The 24236-nt window shown below is 36.8% G+C and carries 18 protein-coding genes and 1 pseudogene; 11 read left to right on the top strand and 8 right to left on the bottom strand.

Annotation, left to right across the window (positions count from 1 at the left end):
• Positions 1-149: 149 nt before the first annotated feature.
• Both CIN_RS07550 and CIN_RS07545 read left to right on the top strand, forming a co-directional pair.
• Complete coding sequence (locus CIN_RS07550) at positions 150-896, top strand: SDR family NAD(P)-dependent oxidoreductase (RefSeq protein ID WP_008854485.1); 747 nt, start codon at positions 150-152, stop codon at positions 894-896.
• A 116-nt stretch (positions 897-1012) separates the two neighbouring features.
• Entirely contained in the window at positions 1013-1963 is a 951-nt protein-coding gene (locus CIN_RS07545; protein WP_040364266.1) for a COG2958 family protein, read from the top strand.
• Positions 1964-1965: 2 nt separating this feature from the next.
• On the opposite strand, the gene CIN_RS07540 is transcribed toward CIN_RS07545, so the two are convergent.
• From CIN_RS07540 to CIN_RS07530, 3 genes are all read right to left on the bottom strand, one after another.
• The gene (locus CIN_RS07540) at positions 1966-2763 is read right to left on the bottom strand and encodes a universal stress protein (protein ID WP_008854483.1); all 798 of its coding nucleotides are present in this window, start codon (positions 2761-2763) and stop codon (positions 1966-1968) included.
• A 160-nt stretch (positions 2764-2923) separates the two neighbouring features.
• Positions 2924-4210 carry an MFS transporter gene (locus CIN_RS07535; RefSeq protein ID WP_040364194.1) on the bottom strand — a complete coding sequence of 429 codons (1287 nt, stop codon included), beginning with the start codon at positions 4208-4210 and terminating at the stop codon, positions 2924-2926.
• Positions 4211-4307: 97 nt separating this feature from the next.
• A complete protein-coding gene (locus CIN_RS07530; protein ID WP_008854481.1) occupies positions 4308-5351 on the bottom strand; it encodes an NAD(P)-dependent alcohol dehydrogenase in 1044 nt (347 codons plus the stop codon).
• Positions 5352-5776: 425 nt separating this feature from the next.
• Here CIN_RS07530 and CIN_RS07525 point away from each other — a divergent pair, with 425 nt between their 5' ends.
• Positions 5777-6082, top strand: coding sequence for a DUF1971 domain-containing protein (locus CIN_RS07525; protein WP_008854480.1), 306 nt, complete (start codon positions 5777-5779; stop codon positions 6080-6082).
• A 64-nt stretch (positions 6083-6146) separates the two neighbouring features.
• On the opposite strand, the gene rpiB is transcribed toward CIN_RS07525, so the two are convergent.
• The gene (rpiB, locus tag CIN_RS07520) at positions 6147-6605 is read right to left on the bottom strand and encodes a ribose 5-phosphate isomerase B (RefSeq protein WP_008854479.1); all 459 of its coding nucleotides are present in this window, start codon (positions 6603-6605) and stop codon (positions 6147-6149) included.
• A 259-nt stretch (positions 6606-6864) separates the two neighbouring features.
• Between rpiB and CIN_RS07515 the strand changes: the two genes are divergently transcribed.
• From CIN_RS07515 to dhaL, 5 genes are all read left to right on the top strand, one after another.
• Positions 6865-7980: an erythritol/L-threitol dehydrogenase gene (locus tag CIN_RS07515; RefSeq protein ID WP_008854478.1), complete on the top strand. Its 1116-nt coding sequence runs from the start codon at positions 6865-6867 to the stop codon at positions 7978-7980.
• Between the two features lie 62 nt (positions 7981-8042).
• Entirely contained in the window at positions 8043-9317 is a 1275-nt protein-coding gene (locus tag CIN_RS07510; RefSeq protein WP_040364193.1) for an MFS transporter, read from the top strand.
• 36 nt (positions 9318-9353) lie between these two features.
• Positions 9354-10109 (top strand): SDR family oxidoreductase, encoded by a 756-nt coding sequence (locus CIN_RS07505; protein ID WP_040364192.1) that lies wholly within the window; start codon positions 9354-9356, stop codon positions 10107-10109.
• Positions 10110-10149: 40 nt separating this feature from the next.
• Entirely contained in the window at positions 10150-11154 is a 1005-nt protein-coding gene (locus CIN_RS07500; RefSeq protein ID WP_008854475.1) for a dihydroxyacetone kinase subunit DhaK, read from the top strand.
• 4 nt (positions 11155-11158) lie between these two features.
• Positions 11159-11803, top strand: a complete 645-nt coding sequence (gene dhaL / locus CIN_RS07495; protein ID WP_008854474.1) for a dihydroxyacetone kinase subunit DhaL — start codon at positions 11159-11161, stop codon at positions 11801-11803.
• A 445-nt stretch (positions 11804-12248) separates the two neighbouring features.
• Here dhaL and CIN_RS07490 read toward each other — a convergent pair whose 3' ends face one another.
• The 4 genes from CIN_RS07490 to CIN_RS07475 form a co-directional block, all read right to left on the bottom strand.
• Positions 12249-13799 (bottom strand): carbohydrate porin, encoded by a 1551-nt coding sequence (locus tag CIN_RS07490; RefSeq protein WP_050798389.1) that lies wholly within the window; start codon positions 13797-13799, stop codon positions 12249-12251.
• Between the two features lie 187 nt (positions 13800-13986).
• Entirely contained in the window at positions 13987-15540 is a 1554-nt protein-coding gene (locus CIN_RS07485; RefSeq protein ID WP_050798388.1) for a carbohydrate porin, read from the bottom strand.
• Positions 15541-15694: 154 nt separating this feature from the next.
• The gene (gene hisC, locus CIN_RS07480) at positions 15695-16768 is read right to left on the bottom strand and encodes a histidinol-phosphate transaminase (RefSeq protein ID WP_008854471.1); all 1074 of its coding nucleotides are present in this window, start codon (positions 16766-16768) and stop codon (positions 15695-15697) included.
• A 34-nt stretch (positions 16769-16802) separates the two neighbouring features.
• Positions 16803-17321: an ankyrin repeat domain-containing protein gene (locus tag CIN_RS07475; RefSeq protein ID WP_008854470.1), complete on the bottom strand. Its 519-nt coding sequence runs from the start codon at positions 17319-17321 to the stop codon at positions 16803-16805.
• 452 nt (positions 17322-17773) lie between these two features.
• On the opposite strand from CIN_RS07475, the gene tkt reads away from it, so the two are divergent.
• The 3 genes and pseudogenes from tkt (at position 17774) to gnd (ending at position 23850) form a co-directional block, all read left to right on the top strand.
• Complete coding sequence (gene tkt, locus CIN_RS07470; RefSeq protein ID WP_008854469.1) at positions 17774-19837, top strand: transketolase; 2064 nt, start codon at positions 17774-17776, stop codon at positions 19835-19837.
• Between the two features lie 93 nt (positions 19838-19930).
• Positions 19931-22790: pseudogene (locus tag CIN_RS07465) on the top strand (bifunctional transaldolase/phosoglucose isomerase).
• 76 nt (positions 22791-22866) lie between these two features.
• Complete coding sequence (gene gnd, locus CIN_RS07460) at positions 22867-23850, top strand: phosphogluconate dehydrogenase (NAD(+)-dependent, decarboxylating) (protein WP_040364191.1); 984 nt, start codon at positions 22867-22869, stop codon at positions 23848-23850.
• The last annotated feature ends 386 nt before the right edge of the window (positions 23851-24236 follow it).

Below are 24236 nucleotides of genomic sequence, written 5' to 3'. Positions count from 1 at the left end.
GCTGTGAATTGGGTCACAACCATATTGGTAATATTATGGATTAGTGGGTTACTTGGATGGATTGTATACAAAGTGTGTGCGACGTGATTGGCTGTAGACATTGGTAAAAGTTGTGCATTTACGATTTGAAATAAATACGGAGTTATAAAATGGATCTCGGTTTAAGGAATAAAAAAGTAGTTATTAGTGGGGGATCTAAAGGGATTGGTTTTGCGATTGCTCAACAATTTATTGCAGAAGGTGCAGAAGTATTTATTTGTGCGCGTCAACAAAAAGGGATTGATGAAGCGGTTGCACAATTAGGAAGTAAAGCGAGAGGCAGTGTTGTCGATATGGCTGATCCTAAACAAATTGAAAAATGGATTCATCATGCTCATAAAGAAATGGGCGGAATAGATATTCTTGTTTCTAACGTCAGTGCGTTGGCTTCTGGTTCAGATTTAGAAACATGGAAAAAAGCAGCTGATATTGATTTGTTTGGGAATATTGCTTTGATGAATGCAGCAGTTCCTTATTTTACAAAACAACAAAGCGGTAATATCGTGATTATTTCTACGGTTTCTGCTGTTGAAATTGATGGGTTTGCAGAGCCTTATGGTGCTTTAAAAGCAGCGTTAAATCACTATGGTAAGTCTTTATCTTTAAAATTAGCTGATAAAAATGTACGTGTGAATTTAGTTTCTCCAGGAAATGTATATTTCAAAGGAGGGATTTGGAATAAAATTGAAACAGAAACGCCTGAAGTTTTCCAAGAGTGTCTAAAGAAAAATCCAATGGGTAAAATGGTGACTGCGGAAGGGGTTGCTTCTAGTGTGCTTTTTTTAGCAAGTGAACAAGCTGAGTTTATTACAGGAACGAATTTGGTGATTGATGGTGGCTTAACCAAAAGAGTGTGATTTTTAAAGAGCGTAAGTGAAATATTTTGTTGGTAACATAGGTTTTGATCTATTTATCAACAAAGTATAATGTATAATTATTATTTAATAGATAGATTGTGGAGCTTGTTTTAAAAATGCAGAATACCTCTCAAGTTAATAAAATTATTGCATTTTTAAAAACACATCCAGATCAGCGTTATACATCACGAGAGATTGCAGAGGCGCTAATCGCTTTATACCCTGAATTTTATGCACAAAAACGTCAAAATAGTAACCAAGAATTTGCGTCTGATGCAGCTTTTGTTAATCAAGTTGTATCTGAGATTGGTGCACGTGCTACTATAATAATTAAAAAACATCCTGCCATTGAAATACAAGATCAACCACGCCCACGTAAATATTGGTTTTCTTCTAAGAAAAGAGACACTGTATCAGATGTGCTTGAAGAAAATATTGCAGAGGTGGATTCTTCGATAGAGTTAGAAACAAAATCAAAACCTGAAATCCATTTAGAAAAAGAAATGTATCCTCTATTGCAGCAATATTTAAAAGAAATAGGATTGATTTCAAAACGGTTGGATGAAAAGAAATCAAAGAATAGTAAGGGTAGAAATGGTAATGAGTGGTTACATCCTGATATTGTAGCGATGCAAGCCATTCCACATCAATGGAATCATATTGTGCAAACTTGTGTTCAAGCAGGTGGAGGGGACATGGTGCATCTTTGGTCGTTTGAAGTAAAAAAGAAGATCACAATGTCTTCCGTTAGAGAGAGTTTTTTTCAAACAGTTAGTAACTCTAGTTGGGCTAATTATGGATATTTAGTCTGTGCAAGTATTGAAGGAGATGACACACAAGAAGAGTTACGTATGTTATCTGCATTACATGGAATTGGGGTGATGATTTTAAATACAGAAAACCTTTCAGAAAGTAATATTCTTATTCCTGCGAAATTTCGTGAAAAGCCAGATTGGCGTTCAATTAATCGCCTTGTTGTAGAAAATAAAGATATGGCAGACTTTATTCAATATGTTGCAAGTTATTATAAAAGTGGTTGGTTATCTAAACCTCAATATAATCTTTAAATTTAGTGCAAATGTAAAATCGGAATATTGAGATAGCGCAATAAGTCTACCGTTTTACTGCCGAAAATTAGATTATATAAAGAGTTATTTTCAAACGCACTCATAAACAAAATATCAATACATTGTTCTTGTACAGTTCGGATAATTGTATCCTCGATTGTTCCCCCACCTAAAATAAACGAGGAAATTACGTTATATCCAGCATTTTCCAAAATTTGGTGCGCCCAGTCTAACTCTTTCTGACGTTCGTTTGTTGGTTTTCCTGACATCACGAGATATAAAGGAATAGACAAACAATATTTTTCTTGTGCTAAGTGTTTTACAAGTCGTTTAGAGATCTCACTACCACTAAATGCGAGCATACTATTCTGCGGCGTTTTAAACTCTTCTGCAACGGTCAGAACGGGTTTATGAAGTACACGAAGAATCTTCTGAATACTTTTTCCAATCGCATCTTGATGTTTCTTCTCTGTATTTTCGCCACGTCGCCCCATGACTAATAGGTCAATATTATCTTCATACCGAATGACTTTTTCTTTAAAGGACCCATACTCTTCGTGGATTTGTAATAAAGAAGGATCAACGCCTTTTTCTAAAGCGCGCTCATAATAGATATTTAAAAGCTTTCGACGAGGCGTTTTTTGTGCTGTATCCGTTGGAGCATTTATTGGAGGGCAGTCTCCAATATGGAATAACTCCAAAGGCTTATGAATGGAATTGGTAATCCAAGCAGCATAATCGGTTACATAAGCAGAGTAAGTGGATTGATCAATGCAAGCAACTACTTTAGTATTTTCCATAAGATGATCCTTACCCGTTATTACAAGCTTATTGTTACCTATAATTTATAGAAGAATCAAATAGAATAAATGATCACCGGATAAAACTCTTGAGAGGTTATTTTTCAAGAGAAAATAGTATTCTTCATATTTGTATATCAATATGAAGAATACGTTGCTTTTAAGCTATTTTATAATCAACGCCTGGTTGTTTAAGTTTGATAAAATAAGTTAATACTGCGGCGATATAGTATAAAACACCATAAATAATAAAGACGCCATAATTACCAAAACCGATAAAGTAAATAACGGAAACTAAAGCATTTCCTAAGAATTGGCTGAGGCCTCCACCAAGATTTTGAATGGATACAGCAGCGCCTTTACGCTCTGGTGCTAGCATTGGAAAAATGGCACCCATAGGAACAAAAGAGGTAATTGTTAATGCGAAAAAGAGCATTGCGGCAATGCTTGCATAAACGTTTCCTGGGAAGATAGTTGGAACATAGTATAATAAGATTGTCGCGGTTCCACAGCCCACAAATCCAACCCATCGCATTTGTTTTAACCAACCAATACGATCGCCAATAATTCCCCATAACACATTGGTAAAAGGTTGAATAGGATAGATGAAGATACTGATTAATTGCCATTGATGTAATGTAAATTGTCCACCATCATTAGATGTCATAAAATTTGGTAAAACAACAGTTAAAACGCCGAAAAGAGAGAAATTACAAATCGCTCTGATAACTAGGGCAATAGCTAAATCTTTACTACGAAAGACCAGTGTTAAGTCACTGAGAATCTCAGACATTCTGTGTCCAAAAGAATGGTTTTCTTTAATTGTTTTTTCTGTTTTTGTTTCTTGTGGTGTTTTGAGTAAGAATATAGTAATCGCAGCTCCAGCCATTGCCCAAATTAATGCTTGCCACAAGGTAAATTCAGATCCGAGCTTTTCAACAAAGAAGTAGGGAATGCAATATCCAATAATACCATATCCAATGGTAAACATAGACCAAATCCAACCAACAGCAGAAGCAAGCTGATTGTCCGGGGTTTCTTTGACGACCCAGTAAAAGAAACCATAGAAGAATAAGGGATAAGCGAACCCTCTTAGTCCATAAAAGATAAAGATTGCGTAGTAGTTATGCGGTACAATGCCGAATTGCATAAAGGCAGCATGCAAGACAATCCACATTACTACTCCAATAACCATGATTCTTTTTGCACCAAAGGTTTCTGCAAAAACGCCTGATAACCAACTGGAAATAGCAGCAGTTAATCCATAAATAGAAAAGATTAAACTTCCTTTATCTTCAGGAATTCCTAAGTCGTGGTGAATGTAGTGGGCTAAGAAACTTTGTTCAAAGCCATCTCCAGCCATAAAAAGGGCAACGGCAATATATCCCCAAAATAGGGAAACAGGCATACCGATAACCATACGAGATTTAGTGACACTGTTGCTCATTTTGTGATGTCCACAAGAGTAAAAATAGGGAAAAAGAGGCAAAAAAACCCGTCATAATCGGTATCATGACGGGTTTTTGTTTGGAAAATAACGTAAGTTATTCAATAAGTTGAATTTGTAACTTTACGTCATCTGGTTTGGCGGAAGCAGCACGTTCGAAAGCTTCAATGGCTTTTTCAAACGGATAAATACCAGAAATTAATGGTTTAAGATTTACTTTGCCTGATGCAATTAAACTAACAGCACGGTCATACACATTTGCATAACGGAAAACAGTTTCCATACGTAATTCTTTACTTTGTGCGGTTACAAAATCAAAAGGAACTTTATCAACAGGCATACCAACAAATACGATAGTGCCACCTGGTCTAACAGACGCTAAAAGAGGATCATAAGATGAAGGGTGTCCTGATGCTTCGAAAGCCACATCAACGCCCCAGTCTTTTCCACATTCAGCTTTTACTTTTTCGACTAAAGAGTCTTTGGCAACATTAACAGGAATAAGACCTTCATATTGGCCTGCAATGGCAAGTTTGGGTGCAGCAACATCAGAGATAAATACTTTGCTGGCACCAGAAGCCAAAGCAGCCAATGCAGTTAAAATACCAATTGGGCCACAACCAGCAACTAAACAAATATCACCAGGTTTAATTTTGCCTTTAACACAAGCATGAACACCCGTTGCAAAAGGTTCTACAAAAGCACCTTCGGCAAAAGAAACGTTGTCAGGAAGTTTAAAAGTATAAGCAGCAGGATGAACAACGCTTTCTGTTAAACATCCATGGATAGGAGGGGTTGCCCAAAAACGAACATCTGGGTCTACGTTATAGATTCCAAGTTGAGTTGCTTTTGAATGTAAGTTTGGAACACCAGGTTCCATACAAACCCTGTCACCGACTTTTAGATTTTTAACATCTTTACCGACTTCTACAACAGTTCCAGAGGCTTCATGTCCAAGAACCATTGGTTCATTTACAACAAAAGGTCCAATTTTTCCGTGGGTATAATAGTGAACATCACTGCCACAAACACCAACATTATGGATTTTGATTTTGACATCATTTGCACCTACATGACTAGGTAGGTCGATATCACGAATGCTTAATTTTCCTTTGCATTCCAAAACAAGCGCTTTTGCCATAACAATATCCTTATAAACTTTTAAATATACGAATGACCTAGCGATAACATTAATTTACATCAATTGAACAATCACAAAGCAGTGAATTATTGTGAGAAAAAAAATTCTTCTCTTTAAGCTTCCCAAGTGAGGAGAAGATTGAGTAAAAATTGTTTGTTTGCCAATATAGGTTTAAGGCACAACAAGGCTGTACTAATTGCAAAAATCTTTAATTTGCTTTTTAATCTTAGAATATACAATGCAGCCTCCTATAATAAGAGGTGTTTACGTAGCAAAAAGTAAATATCTGGGGTATCCTGAAAACGACTATAGCATTTTGGAATGTAAGGGCAATTTTTTCTATCTAAAGTTTTGGTCAAAAGAAAGTGATAAAAACCTAATCGGTTTTAGTTGTTAGTGTTTGTGTATAATGTGAGGAGATAGTGATGGAGTGTGATGAAGATTTGGAGTGTTATAAAACGCTTTCTGTGTGGACAGAAATGACATTGCCAGAAGCATTTAAGAGTCGCCATAATACAAAAGCAGGAACTTGGGCAAAATTGCAGATTTTATCGGGTCATGTGACGATGGAGTTTATGACAGAAGATGGCGTGGTTACAGGAAAAGCAGAATACTCTGTTGAAAATCAACCGCCTTTGATTGAACCAAAACAATATCATCGGATTGCTGCGTGGAGTCATGACTTGAGTTGTCAGTTATCATTCTATTGTAAAAAATTTTCAGAATCTTGAAATAAAAAAACCATTCCTAATGGTTGTTATGAATGGTTTTTTATCTGTTTATTTCGATTGGTAATTATGAAGAAAGTGCTTTTTTCTCATAATATTTAATGCGATCTACTTTTGGTGCAGAGTTACCACCAGAGAATTCAGAATCTAACCATGTTTTAATAATTGTTTTTGCAAGTTCTGGTCCAATGACTCTTTCACCTAATGTGATGATTTGAGCATCATTACTTTTTCTAGCGCGTTCTGCTGAAAAAGTATCATGACATTGTGCTGCACGAATTCCAGGAATTTTATTAGCAGTGATTGCCATGCCAATGCCTGTTCCACAAACCAAGATTCCTCTTTCATGTTTGCCTTCTTTGATTGCCTGTCCAACAGACCATGCAATATCAGGATAAAAGTTTGATTCACGATTGGCATCAGTGCTGTAATCAACAACTTTAATACCAAGAGATTCTAGAAATTCAACTAATGTATTTTTTAAGCTAACAGCAGCATCATCACAGCCAATTGCAATTGGTAACATTGATTTTTTCCTTAAATTTTAAATGGTTAGGAATTAAATTTGTTCTTTTAGTAATTATCACGAAAAATTTAATTATAAAACAAAGAAAAATTAAGATTATTTCGTTAAAAATACAAAAAATTAAATAAAAATCCTCTTATTCTCCTTTGTTGTTCCAAATTCTATAGAAGTCAACTCACAAGTATTTTATTTGTCTTTTAAGTAAATTTATTCAAATATGCTGAAATATAATTATTTCAATTAATGAAAGTTTAAACCAATGGCAGAAAGCAAAGCTGGTCCTGTAGCTAAATTGGATAATATTCCTAAAACAATGCGCGCAATTGTGGCGTATGCACCTCATGATTATCGTTTTGAACAGGTGCCTGTCCCTGAAATTGGTCCTAATGAAATTTTGCTTAAAGTTGAAGCATGCGGTATTTGCGCAGGTGATGTGAAGTCTTTTGAAGGTGCTCCTAGTTTTTGGGGTGATGATAAACAACCTGCTTATATTAAAGCTCCAATGATTCCAGGCCATGAATTTATTGGTCATGTCGTTGCATATGGCGAAGGGGTCAAAGATTTTAAATTAAATGATCGTATTACATCTGAACAAATTGTTCCTTGTTGGGATTGCCGTTTTTGTAATCGTGGTGAATATTGGATGTGTGAAAAACACGATTTATACGGTTTCCAAAATAATGTAAACGGCGGTATGGCTGAATATATAAAAATTCCCAAAGAGGGAATTAATCACCATGTTCCAGACGATCTTCCAATGAATAAAGCTATTTTGATCGAACCTTATGCTTGTTCATTACATGCTGTTCAACGTGCCAGTGTTAAACTGGGTGATTTTGTTGTTCTTTCTGGTGCAGGAACCCTTGGTTTGGGAATGATCGGTGCAATTAAGAAGTCAGGTCCAGAGAAATTGGTTGTTCTTGATCTTAGTGAAGAACGTTTGGCATTAGCTAAACATTTTGGTGCTGATATTGTGATGAACCCAGCTAAAGAAGATGTTGTCACAAAAATCAAAGAAATGACTGAAGGTTATGGCTGTGATATTTATATTGAAGCAACAGGTGCTGGTAAGTCAGTTGAACAAGGGTTAGCAATGATCCGTAAATTGGGTCGTTTTGTTGAATTCTCAGTGTTCAAAGATCCAGTTGCAGTGGATTGGAGTATCATCAGTGATCGTAAAGAATTGGATGTATTAGGGTCTCACCTTGGTCCATATTGTTACCCAATGACCATCAAAGGAATTCAAAATGGTGATTTCCCAACTGAAGGCGTTGTAACACATGTATTTCCACTAGAAAAATACAAGGAAGCATTCGACATCATGAAAAAAGGCGTCGGTTCTTTAAAAGTTGTCTTAGATCCAAACATGAAATAGCATTTTTTTGATTGAAAGCTTGGTTTTTATACCAAGCTTTTATCAAGATTAAGGAAGAATGTATGTCCAATTTAATTAACAAAATTTTTGTCTCACCTAAATTAATGCTCGGCTATTTTGGGGTGATGATTTTTATGGCTGGTGAAGGTTTAGAGTTAAACTGGTTGCCAGAATATTTGCAGCAATCTGGTCATATGACACAGGCTCAAACTGGTTTGATTTATACAATTTATGGATTGATGGTTGCCATTTCATCATGGTTCTCTGGTGTTTTAGCCGAGATCTATGGTGTCAGACGCGTGATGTTTATTGGACTGATTTTGTTTTATGTTGGTTCATTCTTCTTCCTAACTTTTGGAATGCCTACGCATAATTTATATTGGATTATTCCTACTTATGCGATCAGAGGATTGGCTTATCCATTATTTGCTTATGGTTTTTTGGTTTGGGTTGCTTATGAAGCACCAGCTGAAAAATTAGGGTCAGCAGTGGGTATTTTTTGGTTTATGTATTCTGGTGGGGTTGCCGTTATTGGTACTGGATACTCTAATGTTATGTTAAACTATTACCATATTTCACATTTACATGTTCTATGGACTGCATTGATTTTTGTTACTGTTGGTGCTGTGGTTGCCTTAGCATTAAGTGGTGGTGATAAAAATAGTGACAACAAAAAAACTGAAAAAGCTTCTTTTTCTTATTTATTGAATGGATTAACAATTTTAACCAAAAAACCAAAAGTTGCGATGGGTGGTATTGTTCGTATGATTAATACCAGTGCAGCCTACGGTTTTCCAGTATTTATTCCTGCATTATTGATTGCCGAACATTATGATAAAGATGTGTGGTTATCAGTAGTAACTTGGCTTTGGATGGTGAATGTTATTTTTAATTTATTGTGGGGTATTATTGGCGATAAATTGGGATGGCGTAACGTTGTGATGTGGTTCGGCTGTGTAGGTTGTGCGATTACTACTTTCTTGTTCTATTATGCAATTGAAGCGCATGCTTCAGTGTTAACAATTACATTGATCGCTAGTGTATATGGTTGTTTCCTTGCGGCGTTTGTTCCATTGTCTGCGATTATGCCAATGTTGGCACCTAAAGATAAAGGTGCAGCAATGTCTATCCTAAACTTTGGTGCAGGGATGAGTTATTTCTTTGGATATTTTATCGTAACTCTATTTATTGCTTCAGTTGGTAATGCAGGCGTTATTTATATCTATACAGCTTTATATATCGTTGCAGCTTGCTTGATGATCTTTGTGAATGTTGGTCAACCTACAAGTGATAGTGTTGAGCACGAAGTTGGTGTCGCTGTTAAAGAAGCATTGTAGTCTATTTTATAGTTAATTATTTAAGGAGTATCTTTGATGTCTAAGAAAGAAATGTTTGATTTAGCTGGTAAAGTTGCTGTTGTTACAGGTGGTGGCGCAGGAATTGGTAATGAAATTGCTCATGCTTATCTTGCTAAAGGTGTAAAAGTTGCTCTATTAGATCGTGCAGACAACATTGCAGATATCGCTAAAGAGCTAGGTGCTGATAAAGCAATTGGTATTCAGCTTGATGTCACCAGTAAAGATCAAATTACGAAAGCAGTAAAAGCGGTTGTTGATCATTATGGTCGTATTGATGTTTTGGTAAACTGTGCTGGTGTTGCGTTGTTAGATGCTGCTGAAAATATTAGCGAAGATATGTGGAATGCAACAATTAACATTAATTTAACAGGTACATTCTTAGTCTGCCAAGCAGTGGGTAATGTGATGTTAAAACAAGGACATGGTTCTATTATTAATCTTGCTTCTCAAGCAGGTGTAGTTGCATTGCCGAATCATGTTGCTTATTGTGCAAGTAAAGCTGGTGTGATCGGTCTTACTCAAGTATTATCATTGGAATGGGGGCCCTCCAATATTAATGTAAACTCTATTTCCCCTACGGTTGTTTTAACTGAGCTTGGTAAAAAAGCATGGGCAGGTAAAGTCGGTGAAGAATTTAAAGCAAAAATTCCATCACGCCGTTTTGCTGAACCTGAACAAATTGCCGCTGCTGCTGTTTACTTGGCCAGTAGCGAAGCATCCATTATTAATGGTGCTAATTTAGTTATCGATGGTGGTTTTACAGTCCAGTAATATCACAGTGGTATTTCTCTAATTTTAAAGTGAATGAATTATGAAATTAAACAGAATTATTAACGATCCTGATCTTGTCGTCGAAGATGCAATTGAAGGTTATGTTGCTGCTCATCCAGAGCTTTTCGCAAAAACAGATCACGAAAGAGTATTGAAATACCCTGCCATTCCTCAAAAAGGAAAAGTTGGGATTGTAACAGGTGGTGGCTCAGGTCACGAACCAGCATTCTTGGGCTATGTTGGTAAAAACATGGTTGATGCTGTTGCTATTGGTGAAATCTTTTCTTCACCAACAGCAGGTGCGTTCCTTGATGCAATGAAAGCGTCTGATGGTGGTGCTGGTGTTGCATGTCTTTACGGAAACTATGCTGGCGATAACATGAATGTTAAAATGGCAGTTAAAAAAGCTGCTGCTGCTGGTATCACAGTGAAAACTGTTGTTGCAAATGATGATGTTGCTTCTGCTCCGATTACGGAAAGAGAAAAACGTCGTGGTGTTGCTGGTGAAATCCTAATGTGGAAAGTAGGCGGTGCAGCTGCTGCAGCTGGATATGATCTTGATGGTGTTATTGGTGCGGCACAAAAAGCAATTGATAACTGTCGTTCTATTGGCGTTGGTTTAAGTTCTTGTATTATTCCTGCTGTGGGTCATCCCAACTTCAATATTGATAATGGTATGATGGAAGTTGGTATTGGACATCATGGTGAACCAGGAATTAATGTTGTTCCATTGCAACCAGCTAATGAAATGGCTTATACAATGTTAGAACCAATTTTAAAAGAAGGTATCTTTGAAGCTGGTTCTGAAGTTGTTGTTTTAGTTTCTGGTTTGGGTGCAACCCCAACAATGGAACTTTATATTTATTATGCTGAAGTTGATCGTATTTTGAAAGAAAAAGGCGTAAAAGTGCATCGTAGCTATGTTGGAAATTATTTCACCTCTCTTGAAATGATGGGTGTTACATTGACTATGATGAAATTAGACGACGAGTTGAAAAAGCTTGTTGATGCTCCTGTTCATTCTCTTGGTATGGTTCAAGGTTAATAAAATGTCTGAAGTTGTTGTTATTAAAAATGGTGTTGATGTTGTTGATGATTTGATCAATGTAATCGTTAGCAATCGTGATTACTTAAGTGAGATCGATGGTGCTATCGGGGATGGAGATCATGGTATTAACATGGCTAAAGGATTCAATATTTGTAAAAAACGTATTGATGGTAAGCAATTAACATTATCAGAAGCTTTAGCTGAACTTAGTGATTCCTTGATGGAAGGAATTGGTGGTTCTATGGGGCCTTTATATGGCTGCATTTTCACAGGTTGGTCAGATAGCGTTCAAGGTAAAACTGAACTAACCAAAGAAGATGTACAAGCAATGTTGGCGAATGGGATGAGCGAATTACAAGATATTAGCCCAGCTCAAAAAGGTGATAAATGTTTGGTAGATACATTATTTCCTGCCACAGATAGTTTTGCACAAGCTGTAAAAGATGGAAAAACCTTTAAAGAAGCATTGAACATTATGAAAGATGCTGCTGCAAAAGGTCGTGATTCTACAAAAGATTTAGTGGCTAAAATTGGTCGTGCAAGCCGTCTTGGTGAACGTTCAAGAGGTGTATTGGATGCTGGTGCAACATCATGTTGTTTATTGGTTACCCAGCTTGCAGATAGTATTGAAGCAAGAATGAACTAATTCTTATTATTAAGAATTAATATGGTTTTAAAAGCCGTGTTTTCCTTGGTGGAAGCACGGCTTTTTTGATTGGAATGAGGTTCATTAAGAATGAAAAATTTAATTACTATCATTGTGTGTCGCGAGAGTGTTTGTATGGGCGATGACGTTGATGCACCACATGAAAGGTAATATTTACTTAGTTCAGAGATGAATTTAGAGGAATTGTTAATATTATTATTTGGTGCAAATTCAAGGAGGAAAATTATATATTTTAATTATTTAACACAGGAAGATCCAGTGTTGAATTTTGAAAAGATTATGTAAGATTACTATGAAGGGATGAGGTGGGATAATTTACAGTGGGATAGTCTATATGCTCATTAATATGAAAGAGTAAGTCTTTATTAAGATTTACTCTTTCATATTGATATTTATTAAAACTGTATAGAGAGGTTAATAGAGTTTAGAAATTAACGGTTGATCTAAATCCAAAAACAGCTTCATTTTGAATGCGCTTATGAGAGCCATCTTCTAAATTGAGACCACCACCAGGATTGAAGATATATTGAAAGTCAGGTTTTAGTTCCCACCAAGGTGTTGCTTGGATTTGCCATGCAAGCTCAAGATGATGTTCTGTTTTACGAATGCGCCAGTTGGAATCTGCATAATAACGATAATCACGATCATATTGACGTGCACGATTGCTAAAGCTACCAAATCCCCAGCCTAAACCAATGGAATCATCTTCTCTGCCAAAAAGTCCTTTATAAACAAGCCCTGCATCTCCACCCCAATTAACTGGACTGCGATCTCCTGGAGAGGTTTGTATACGTCCAAATATGCCCATTGATTCTTTTGTATCTTGAGTGCGCCAAATCATTTGATCGGCAATTGCATAAACAGACCAGCTATGACGGCGTTTTAACATGGTTTGCGCATTATCAGGATTACCTAATAATTGGCCTTGTGCGTTATAGCGTTGATCAGGGAAGCCAGCACTATCAAAATAGCCACCAAGTCTATATGTTCCAGGATATCCAGCCTTAGCATTCTTATCTTTATCGTCATCAGGAGCAGGGTTTAGGTGATATTGTAATTCATTAATAACAAAGACACCGGTATTAAAGTTAAAATGAGTTCCTGAGCGGTGTCTTTCTTGAGGATCACAAGCAAAAGCTCCAGATGGGTTACAAAAAGATCCTCCGTTTGGATTATCATCTGTTACGGCGAATAAATTTGTCCAATTTGCATTGGGTTGGAATGCAAAACGGATCCCAGGCGCTGCCAAAGGATAATCAACCCCACCACTGTAAGTATCAACAGAACTGACCATTGACCAACCAAAGGAGGAGTTAATAAACATTGTGGCATAATCACTGATATTGAACTCCTGATCTAGGCTGAGTTTACCAATGCGAACTGTCAATTTATCATCCCAGAAGCCTTGTTGGTACCATAGCTCCCATAATCTTGTTGAACGGTCAGCTTCGATACCACTGATATTATTTAAATCACTTAAATTTTCACCAGTAAATTGACGACCTCTGATTTGTAATGCACTGATATTAAATAATCCATGTTTAATACCCAGAACTTTTTCAGGATCCCAGTTTAAGGTGAGGGTAGTCATTCCCTCATAAGCGGCACCTTGTTTGGTACCACCATAGGGATTTCCCCAGACTTCATTAATATCAACAGCGGTGAATGTAATCCCATATTGAGCCAACCAAGGACGGACACCCCACATATCTTTTAGTAACATGTCTTGATCTTCTGGATGTTGCCCCGTGTCTGGATCTAATACTTTTGCTGGAGGAGGTGTTTTTTTTGTCGGATTAGCACTACTATTATTCGTCGATGGCGATGCGTCTTGGCTGACTAATGCAGATGATTGTGCTGCATATGCCTGAGAAGCAGATGCGACCATCATAAGGGCAATATAAGTTGAAAATTGTGTTAATTTTTTTGAATATACGAGATGAGTATATAAAAATTGATTAAATATTGTCAGCATGCGCATATCTCGTATAAAATTATGAGATTGATAATTATTATTAACAATAAATAATTATATTGATTTATTGTCAATTTATATATGCGTAAAATTAACAAAATTATATACAGATAGTGATATTTTTACCTTCTGTCATTTTGTAGTCACACAACAGAAGGTAAAAGGATTGGTCGTAATTAAATGTGCTTTAGAAATTAACCGTTGATCTTAATGCAAAAACAGCCTCGTTTTGCACGCGTTTATAAGAACCTTCTTCTAAATTTAAACCGCCACCAGGATTAAAAATATATTGAAAATCAGGTGTCAGTTGCATCCAAGGAGTGACCTCAAATTGGCTAACTAATTCAATACGGTGTTCTGTATTCCGAACACGCCAGTTTGGGTCTGCATAATAACGATAGTCCCGATCATATTGGCGTGCGCGATTGCCAAAAGTGCCAAAGCCCCAAGCAAATCCAATAGAATCATTTTCGTTATTGAATAACCCTTTATAAACAATGCCAGCATTTCCAGCTAATGTAATTGAAGTTCTATCCCCAGGAGAGGTTTGTAATGTTCCAAACATACCAACAGAATGGCTTTTTTCTTGTTTAGATCGCCAAATCATTTGATCTACAATGCCATAAACTGACCAAGTGTGACGATGATTCCCCATTGTTTGAGGATTATCTGGATTTCCTAGTAATTGTTCGTCAGCATTATAGCGTTGATCAGGAAATTTGGCGCTATCAAAATAAGCGCCTAGCTTATAAGTGCCAGGATAGCCAAGGTTGGCATTATCTTCTTTTGAATCTTCAGGAGCAGGATTTAAATGATATTGTAGTTCATTAATAACAAAGACACCTGTGGTGAAATTGAAATGTGTGCCGCTGACATGCTTGGGTGAGGCATCACAGGTAAAGGCTCCAGAAGGATTACAAAAAGCAACATTGCTGGGATTGTCATCGGTGATGGCTAGAAGGTTTGTCCAATTTTCATTAGGAGAAAATTTAAAGCGTATCCCTGGTGCAGAGAAGGGATATTCAACCCCTGTATTATAGGTATCAACAGTATTAATTAAAGACCATCCAAAGGAAGAGTTTAAGAAAAGAAGCCCGTAATCACTGACGCTGAATTCTGGATCTAAAGCAATTTTACCAAATTTGATGCTAAGTTTATCATCAAAGAAACCTTGTTGGTACCATAACTCCCATAATCGTGTGGAGCGATCGGCATCCATATTATCAACACTATTGAGGTCACCTAGATTATCGGCGGTAAGGCTGCGTCCTCTGATTTGTAATGCGCTGATATTAAATAAACCATTTTTAATCCCAAGAACTTTTTCAGGATCCCAGTTTAACGTGAGAGTGGTGACGCCCCAATAAGCAGGGCCTTGTTTGTATCCACCAGAGGTATTGCCAAAGAGGTCATTGATATCAACGGCGGTAAAGGTAACGCCATATTGAGCCATCCATGGACGAAGACCAAATATAGGGCCGAATAACATACTATCATCTTCGGGATGTTGCCCTGTATCGGCATCTAGTTTTTTTGCTGGAGGAGAAGTGGGTTGTGCAGGATTGCCTGCGGTTGTATTGGAAACTGGGGCTGCATCTTGGCTGATTAATGCAGAATCCCTCGCATAGCCTGTATTGCTCACACCGAACAGAATTAAAGAAATCTGTGAACATCTTGTAAATAGTTTTTTAAAGGAAGCAGAATTTTTAAAACAGAAAAGATGATGGGGTGTGGTTTGCATAGGCACATCCTAACATTGAAACTGATGGAAAGAATTAAGAAGACCAAAATGGTATCGTTTCAACGTTATAATGTGCAAATATGCGCTGTCAAATTATATGTGTAGTCTATGAAAGAAATATTAAAGTTGTGTAAAATTTCATCACACATGGTTATTAGGTATTAAAATTATAAATATTTTGAATTTCACGAATTAAAACTTTGCATTCCTCTTCATTTCCAACCGTGATACGTAACCACTCTTTAATTCGATCTGTGCTGAAGTGGCGGATCAAAATATTCTTTTCTCTGAGTTTAGAAGCAAGTTCTTCGCCAGCAATTTTGGGATGAGAAACAAAAATAAAATTCGATTTAGAATCTAATACTTTAAATCCAAAATTTTGTAGAGATTTTGTTAAATAATCTCTGTTTGCAATGATACGGTTGGCGTTATCAATTGACCACTGAATATCTTTGACGGCTGCCGTTGCAGCCGTTTGTGCTAAACGATCCAAAGGATAAGAGTTAAAGCTATCTTTAACACGTCTAATCCCTTCGATAAGGTCAGGATTACCGACAGCGTATCCTACTCTTAATCCAGCCAACCCATAGAATTTAGAGAAAGTCCGAACAACGAGTAGATTAGGAAATTCATTAATTAAAGAAACAACAGACTCTGCACCAAAATCAATATAAGCTTCATCAACAATAATGACTTGTTTAGGGTGTTCTTTTAAGTATTTTTGGATGAGTTGAGGGTTAAGTAATATGCCTGTTGGTGCATTTGGATTGGTAATTACAATTCCAGCACAATCTTCTTTTTCATAATCGTTTAAATTAATTTCGAAGTTATCTGTTAAAGGAATTGTTTTGTAATTAATATTAAATAAATTACAATAAACAGGATAAAAGCTATAGGTAATATCAGGAAATAATACAGGTTTTTCGTGTTTTAATAGTGCAAAAAAAGCAAATCCAAGCACTTCATCAGATCCATTGCCAACAAAAACACTTTTAGGGTCAACATTGTGTAGTTTCCCGAGCTCTGTGCAGAGTTGCAGGGAGGTTGGATCTGGATAGAGTTTTAAATGATCATCAATGGCACCTTTAAGGGCATTTAAAACTTTTGGAGAAACACCATAAGCATTTTCATTGGTATTTAATTTAATAAGATTAGTGACTTTGGGTTGTTCCCCAGGAGTATAAGGGACAATTTCGTTAACAAAAGGACTCCAAAAAGGGTTATTCATAATCGTTTCCTGAAATGAGAAATTTTAAATAAGATTAATTTTGTTTTTGTAATAGCTGGATCAGTTCGGCGTCACCTTGATTTTCTGCGAGTTGCAGTGGGGTAAGACCTTCGCCGTCTGTATGGTTTGGATTGGCACCAGCTTGGAGTAAGAACTTAACCATTTCATTACGTCCGAATAAAATAGCAAACATTAAAGCCGTACGTCTGAGATTATTTTCAGAATCAACATTCGCACCTGCTTTAATTAAGCGTTCAGCAATAGGAATATATCCTTTAAAAGCAACACCTGTTAATGCAGCAGCACCTTTATTATCAATAATATTAGGGTCAGCCCCTTTTTCTAATAATAATTCAACGGCAGAAAGTTGATTATGATAGCTCGCCAAAATAAGAGCTGTATGCCCTTCGTTATTTTGATGGTTGATGTCCATTCCAGCCCTGATAAATTCAGCGAGTAACTCTATTTCTCCCTGACGCGCTGTATTAAAATATAAAGCTTCGATTTCTTCTGGGGTAAAGGTGGGCTTAAGTGTGTCTGAGTTGGACGTCATGATCATGTCCTTGTGGTGTAAATATTTAATTCAATTTTTTTGATTTTATCGAGATAATGCAAAAAGGGGAAGAGGAACTTAAAAGGGAGACTATTTTGTAGTAAAAGATATAATATTTACACTCGTAGCGTCTTTTATTTTGTCATGTTTTTTATAAAGTAAAATTTTAGTTATAATACTCAATAAGTTTCTCTGAGTAATGTCCCGCCTTCTTTGTAGCACAAGATGTTTTTTGTGGTTTTTAGCATCTATTTGTGCTAATAATGACACGTAAATAAAAGAATATTAATAACTTTTTTGTAATGAATACCTACTTTTTTGTATTAATAAAAAGTAAGTAATTTTATTTTATAAAGATTTTTTGTTTTCTTTTTTAAAATGGGTATTAAGATCGTAAGACAAGTATCCTTATTATTTAAAATTAGGAAAAGACTTTTTTAGGAGAGACTTGAATGAATATTGATGAACTTTGTATTAATACTATTCGTGGTTTAGCAATCGACCAAGTGCAAGCTGCTAATTCTGGACATCCAGGAACACCAATGGATTTGGCACCAGCAGCTTATGCTTTGTGGAACAACGTTTTAAATTACGATCCAGCAGATCCATTATGGCCAGCACGTGATCGTTTTGTGCTTTCTGGTGGTCACGCATCTGCATTATTATATTCAATGATTCATTTGGCTGGCATTCATCATGTAACTCATGATGGTAAAGTTGAAAAACAACCAGCATTGACTTTAAAAGATTTAGAACAATTCAGACAGTTTAATTCAAAAACTCCTGGCCATCCAGAGTATCGTCATACAACAGGCGTTGAAACCACAACGGGTCCTTTGGGACAAGGTTTAGCGACTTCTGTTGGGATGGCAATTGCTCAAAAATGGTTGGCTGCACGTTATAATCAACAAGGTTTCCCTTTGTTTGACTATCACGTTTATACCTTCTGTGGTGATGGCGATTTGATGGAAGGGATTTCTTATGAAGCTGCTTCTGTTGCGGGTCATTTAAAATTAGGAAATCTTGTTTGGGTTTATGACCGTAACCGCATTTCAATTGAAGGTAATATTAATATTGCGTTTACTGAAAATGTAGAAAGCCGTTTCAAAGCTGCTGGTTGGCATATTCATGAAGTAAAAGATGCAAATAATATTGCAGACTTCCAAGCTAAGTTAAATGAAGCACGTAAAGCAAGTGATGCACCAAGCTTAATCGTTTTAGATAGTATCATTGGTTTTGGTTCTCCTAACAAAGCTGGAACACATGGTGTTCACGGTGAACCTTTGGGACCAGATGAAGTTAAGGCTACTAAAAAAGTTTATGGTATGCCTGAAGATAAAACATTCTATGTTGCTGATGGTGTTACAGAACATTTTGCGGCTGGCATTGGTAAACGTGGTGCGGAAGCAAGTAAAAAATGGCATGCATTATTTGCTGAATATAAAACCAAATATCCAGAACTTGCTCAAGAAATCGAAGATATTATTCATAACCGTCTTCCAAAAGGATGGGATAAAGATATTCCGGTATTTGCAGCTGATGCAAAAGGGGTTGCTTCTCGTGCAAGCTCAGGAAAAGTATTGAATGGAATTGCGAAAAATATTCCATGGATGATTGGTGGATCTGCTGATCTTGCACCTTCAAACAAAAGCTGGTTAGAATTTGATGGCGCTGGTGTTTTCCAAAGCCCAGATTATCCAGAAAAAAATGGAACTTTTGCTGGTCGTAACATTCATTATGGTGTTCGTGAACATGCGATGGGTGCGATTGCTAATGGTATTGCATTAAGCGGTCTTAGAACATATGCAGCTGGGTTCTTTATTTTCTCTGATTACATGAAAAACCCAATTCGTTTGGCTTCTTTAATGCAATTGCCGATCGTTTATATCTTTACACATGACAGTATCGGTGTGGGTGAAGATGGTCCAACACATCAACCTATTGAACAATTGGTTCATCTTCGTGCAACTCCTGGTGTCCGTGTTATTCGCCCTGCGGATGCAAACGAAGTGGTTGAAGCATGGAAAATGACAATGGAGAAGGCTTCTCATCCAACCGTATTGGCATTAAGCCGTCAAAACTTACCAACAATTGATCGTTCAAAATATGCTTCTGCTGCTGGTTTACGTAAAGGTGGTTATGTTGTTGCATGTTGTGGTGAAACCCCAGAATTGATCTTGGTTGCAACAGGTAGTGAAGTTGGCTTGGCAATGGAAGCTTACGAAGTATTGATCAAGGAAGGTCAAAAAGTTCGTGTTGTTTCTATTCCTTCATGGGAAATCTTCGAAGAACAACCTCAATCTTATCGTGATGAAGTATTACCTCCTCACGTTACAGCACGTGTTGCGATTGAACAAGCATCTCCAATTGGTTGGGATCGTTATGCAGGCCCAACAGGAACGATTATTGCAATGCGCGGATTTGGCGCTTCTGCACCGTATGAAAAACTACGTGAGCATTTCGGCTTTACTTTAGAAAATGTTCTGGCTGCGGCTAAAGCTCAGCTTAAAAAATAAAAATAAGTAAAAGCCTTCTTTAAAACATGAAAGAAGGCTTTTATCTTTATATAAGTTTTATATTTTTATTAATTTTAGAAAGAAGATCATTCAATGTCTCAAAATCCTCTCGTTCAACTTGAAAAATATGGTCAATCTCCTTGGTTAGACTTTATTCAACGCTCATTTACTGCAAATGGTAGTCTGAAAAAATTAGTTGATGAAGATAACCTTAAAGGGGTTACCTCTAATCCTGCTATTTTTGAAAAAGCGATGGGTCATGGAACTGAATATGATCCACAATTTAAAGAACTTATTGCATCTGGTGTGACAGACGTTCCAACATTATACGAAACCGCTGCGATTGATGATATTCGTGCAACTTGTCATGTTATGTTTCCTGTGTGGGAAAAAACTAAAGGTGTAGATGGATATGTTAGCCTTGAAGTTTCTCCTTACATTGCGATGGATGGTGAAAAAACAATTGAGGAAGCACGTCGTTTATGGAAGCAAGTTGCTGAAAAGAATTTGATGATTAAAATTCCAGCAACGAAACCTTGTGTTCCTGCGATTGAAACAGCAATTTCTGAAGGAATTAATGTAAATGTTACATTATTATTCTCTTTAGAAGCTTATAAGAATGTTCTAGAAGCTTATATGACTGGGTTGGAAAAACACTTAGCTAAAGGGCATCATATTGCTCATATTTCCAGCGTTGCTTCTTTCTTTGTAAGCCGTATTGATGCAGCGATTGATAAAGAAATTGATGGTCGTGTTGCTGCTGGGGATAAAGAAAGTGCAGCATTAAAAGCTGTACGTGGTAAAGTTGCTTTAGCAAACGCGAAAATGGCTTATCAGTATTACCTTGAAGTGATGAAAAGCGACCGTTGGAAAAAATTAGAAGCAGCGGGTGCGAAACCACAACGTCTATTATGGGCAAGTACTGGATGTAAGGATAAAGCTTTCCCAGATACTATTTATGTCGATGAATTAATCGGACAAGACACTGTCAATACTATTCCTCCTGCAACAATGGATGCTTTCCGTGATCATGGAACAGCTTCTGATACATTGGAAAAAGACATCGTAGGTGCTAAGAAAACATTATCAGAAGCACAACGTTTAGGTCTTAATTTGCACGGTGTGACAGACAAATTATTGGCAGATGGTGTTGCTCAGTTTGCAACGGCGTTTGATCAACTTTTAGGCTCTGTAAAAGAAAAATTACAAACGTTACAAGGTAAATAATATCATGCAGGACGGACAAGTCATTCACATGCAGTCTGCATTATCTGCAGATCATGAAAAAGCCGTACAAGAAGGCTTAAATTCTTGGGATAAAGACGGTAAAGTTAAAAAAGTCTGGGCACGTGACGCTTCTGTTTGGACGGGTAATGACGAAGGTAAATGGCTGGGTTGGTTAGATATCGTTGACGAACAAGTTGGTGATCTTGCTCAACTCGAAGCATTCCAAAATGAAGTTAAAGCACGTGGTTTCACTGATATTCTTTTATTAGGAATGGGTGGTTCTAGTCTTGGGCCGGAAGTATTAGCAGAAGTTTTTGGACATCAAGCGGGCTTTCCAACACTTCATGTGTTAGATAGTACTGACCCACAACAAGTCTTTACTTTTCAACAAAAAGTAGATTTAGGAAAAACACTCTTTATTGTTTCTTCTAAATCAGGTGGAACATTAGAACCAAATATTTTAAAAGCTTATTTCTATAATGAAGCTAAAAAAGTTGTTGGGGATAAAGTTGGAAGTCACTTTGTAACTGTAACAGATCCAGGTTCTCATATGGAAGCTGTTGCAAAGCAAGATAATTTCTGGAAAATATTCTACGGTAAAAAAGATATTGGTGGACGTTATTCTGTTCTGTCTAATTTCGGTATCGTTCCAGCAGCCGCAGCAGGTTTATCTTTAAAAGCGTTGTTGCACTCTGCACAGAAAATGGAACAAGCATGTTCTGCTGATGTATCTCCATCTCAAAACCTTGGCGTTCAGTTGGGTGCTATATGGGGAACGGCTGTTTCACAATTGAAACGCGATAAATTTACAATCATTGCATCACCTGAAATTAACTCTTTGGGTGCATGGTTAGAGCAATTATTGGCAGAATCAACAGGTAAAATCGGAAAAGGTATTATTCCAATTGATGAAGAAACCTTGAATGCGCCAGAATTTTATGGAAATGATCGCTTATTCATTTATTTACGTTTAAATGGTAATGTTGATGCAGCACAAGAAAAAGCATTAGATGCTTTAAAAGCAGCTGGTCATCCTGTGGTTACGTTAAATCTGCATGATAAAACTCAGATTGTGCAAGCTTTCTATCAAACTGAATTTGCCACGGCAGTCGCTGGTTCTTTCATTGGAATTGATCCATTTGATCAACCTGATGTTGAAGCAAGTAAGATTGAAACGAAGAAAATTACCACAGCTTATAATGAGCATGGTGCATTACCAGAAATTACGCCGATTGTTCGTGATGGTAATTTTGAAGTTTATGCAAGTAAGGTTGAAGTTGAAAAACTAGAAAATGTTTCTACTTTGAATGATGCATTGAAAACTTTATTCTCGCAAGTTCAAGCTGGTGATTATGTTGGCGTATTAGCTTATGTTGAACGTGATTTAGCAACACGCGCATGGATTCAAAAATTGCGTTTGGCTATTCGTGATAAAAAGAAAGTTGCAACAGCTGCTGAATTTGGTCCTCGTTTCTTGCACTCAACAGGTCAGGCTTATAAAGGCGGGCCAAAAACAGGTGTGTTTTTACAAATTACGGCTGATGATGCAAGTGATTTACCAGTTCCAGATGAAAAATATACATTTGGTATTGTGAAAGAAGCGCAAGCTCGTGGTGATTTTGACGTTTTATCCGTGCGTGACAGAAGAGCCCTTCGTATCCACGTTAAAGGCGATATGAAGAGCGGCTTAGAAGCATTAAGTAAAGCAATTTTAAACGTTTTATAATTTAAGAGATTAGTGTATCTTGTCTTTCAAGAGATAAGATACATTTCTTTTAGAATAAATTTGGAGAAAATATATTATGAAATTAGGTATGTATGGCTTAGGCAGAATGGGCGGCAATATGGCTGTTCGTTTGGCTCGTCATGGTCATGAAGTTGTTTTGTTAAACCGTACACGTGCGGTTAGTGAAAAAATTCATGCAGAAGCTTCTAAAAGTTCTGTTGTTGGTGATTTAGAAGAGTTGGTTGCATCACTTCCTTCTCCAAAAATTATTTGGGTGATGTTACCATCTGGTGATGTTACTGAAAAAGCGATTGAAACACTTGGCAATATGCTAAGCAAAGGTGATATCGTTATTGATGGCGGTAATACATGTTATAAAGACGATGTTCGTCGTGCAAAAATCTTACATGCTAAAGGTATTCATTACGTAGACGTAGGAACCTCTGGTGGGGTTTGGGGTCTAGAACGCGGTTATTGTATGATGTACGGTGGAAATCAAGAAGCTGTTGATCATATTGACCCAATCTTAGAATCATTAGCACCTGGTGTTGGTGATATTGCTCCTACCGCTGGTCGTGGCCCTAACCTTAACCCTCGTGCGGAGAAAGGTTATTTACATTGTGGTCCAGCAGGTTCTGGTCACTTTGTGAAAATGGTTCATAACGGTATCGAATATGGTATGATGCAAGCATACGCAGAAGGATTTGATATTATGCGTATGAAAGGATCAGATCGTTTACCAGAAGATCAACGTTTTGACTTGAATATGGCTGATATTGCTGAAGTATGGCGTCGTGGTAGTGTTATTCCTTCATGGTTGCTTGATCTTTGTGCTGATGCACTGGCAAAAGACGGTGATCTTGCACAATTCCAAGGGGATGTTGCAGATACAGGTGAAGGTCGTTGGACCATTGAAGCAGCAATCGAAGAAGCTGTTCCTGCTCCAGTTATTACAGCAGCATTATTCACACGTTTCCGTTCTCGTTCTGGAAACACATATGCTGAAAAAATGTTGTCAGCTATGCGCTTTGGATTTGGCGGACACGTCGAAAAAAAATAAAACTATTATAAGTTTTATCGTAATAAAAGCTTTAACTGTAAAGGTTAAGGCTTTTTTTTATTCTATTAATTTCATTTTTAATTAAAAAAATATAATTTTATAACTATTTTTGATTTTTTAATTTTTTTTGTAAAAAAGTAACCTATTTGTTATATAGTCTCTCGAATATTCTGTTATAGAATACGTGCAGAAAGACCAATTAGTTAGGATTTAAAGGTGAAGAATTTATGAGTAATTAATCATATTTTCTTAATACAAGTATAAAGCATAATTATACTGTGTGATTAGGTATTTATCATACCTTAATTATAAAAAATTAGTCAATTTATCATTCAAGAAACGAAATAAATGGGTAGGACATTATTGCTAGATGTCTGGCCTTTACA

The organism is Commensalibacter intestini A911 (assembly GCF_000231445.1).
In the GTDB taxonomy this organism is placed as follows: domain Bacteria; phylum Pseudomonadota; class Alphaproteobacteria; order Acetobacterales; family Acetobacteraceae; genus Commensalibacter; species Commensalibacter intestini.
Note: the sequence above shows the minus strand (reverse complement) of the source record. Positions and strands in the feature narration are given on the sequence as shown.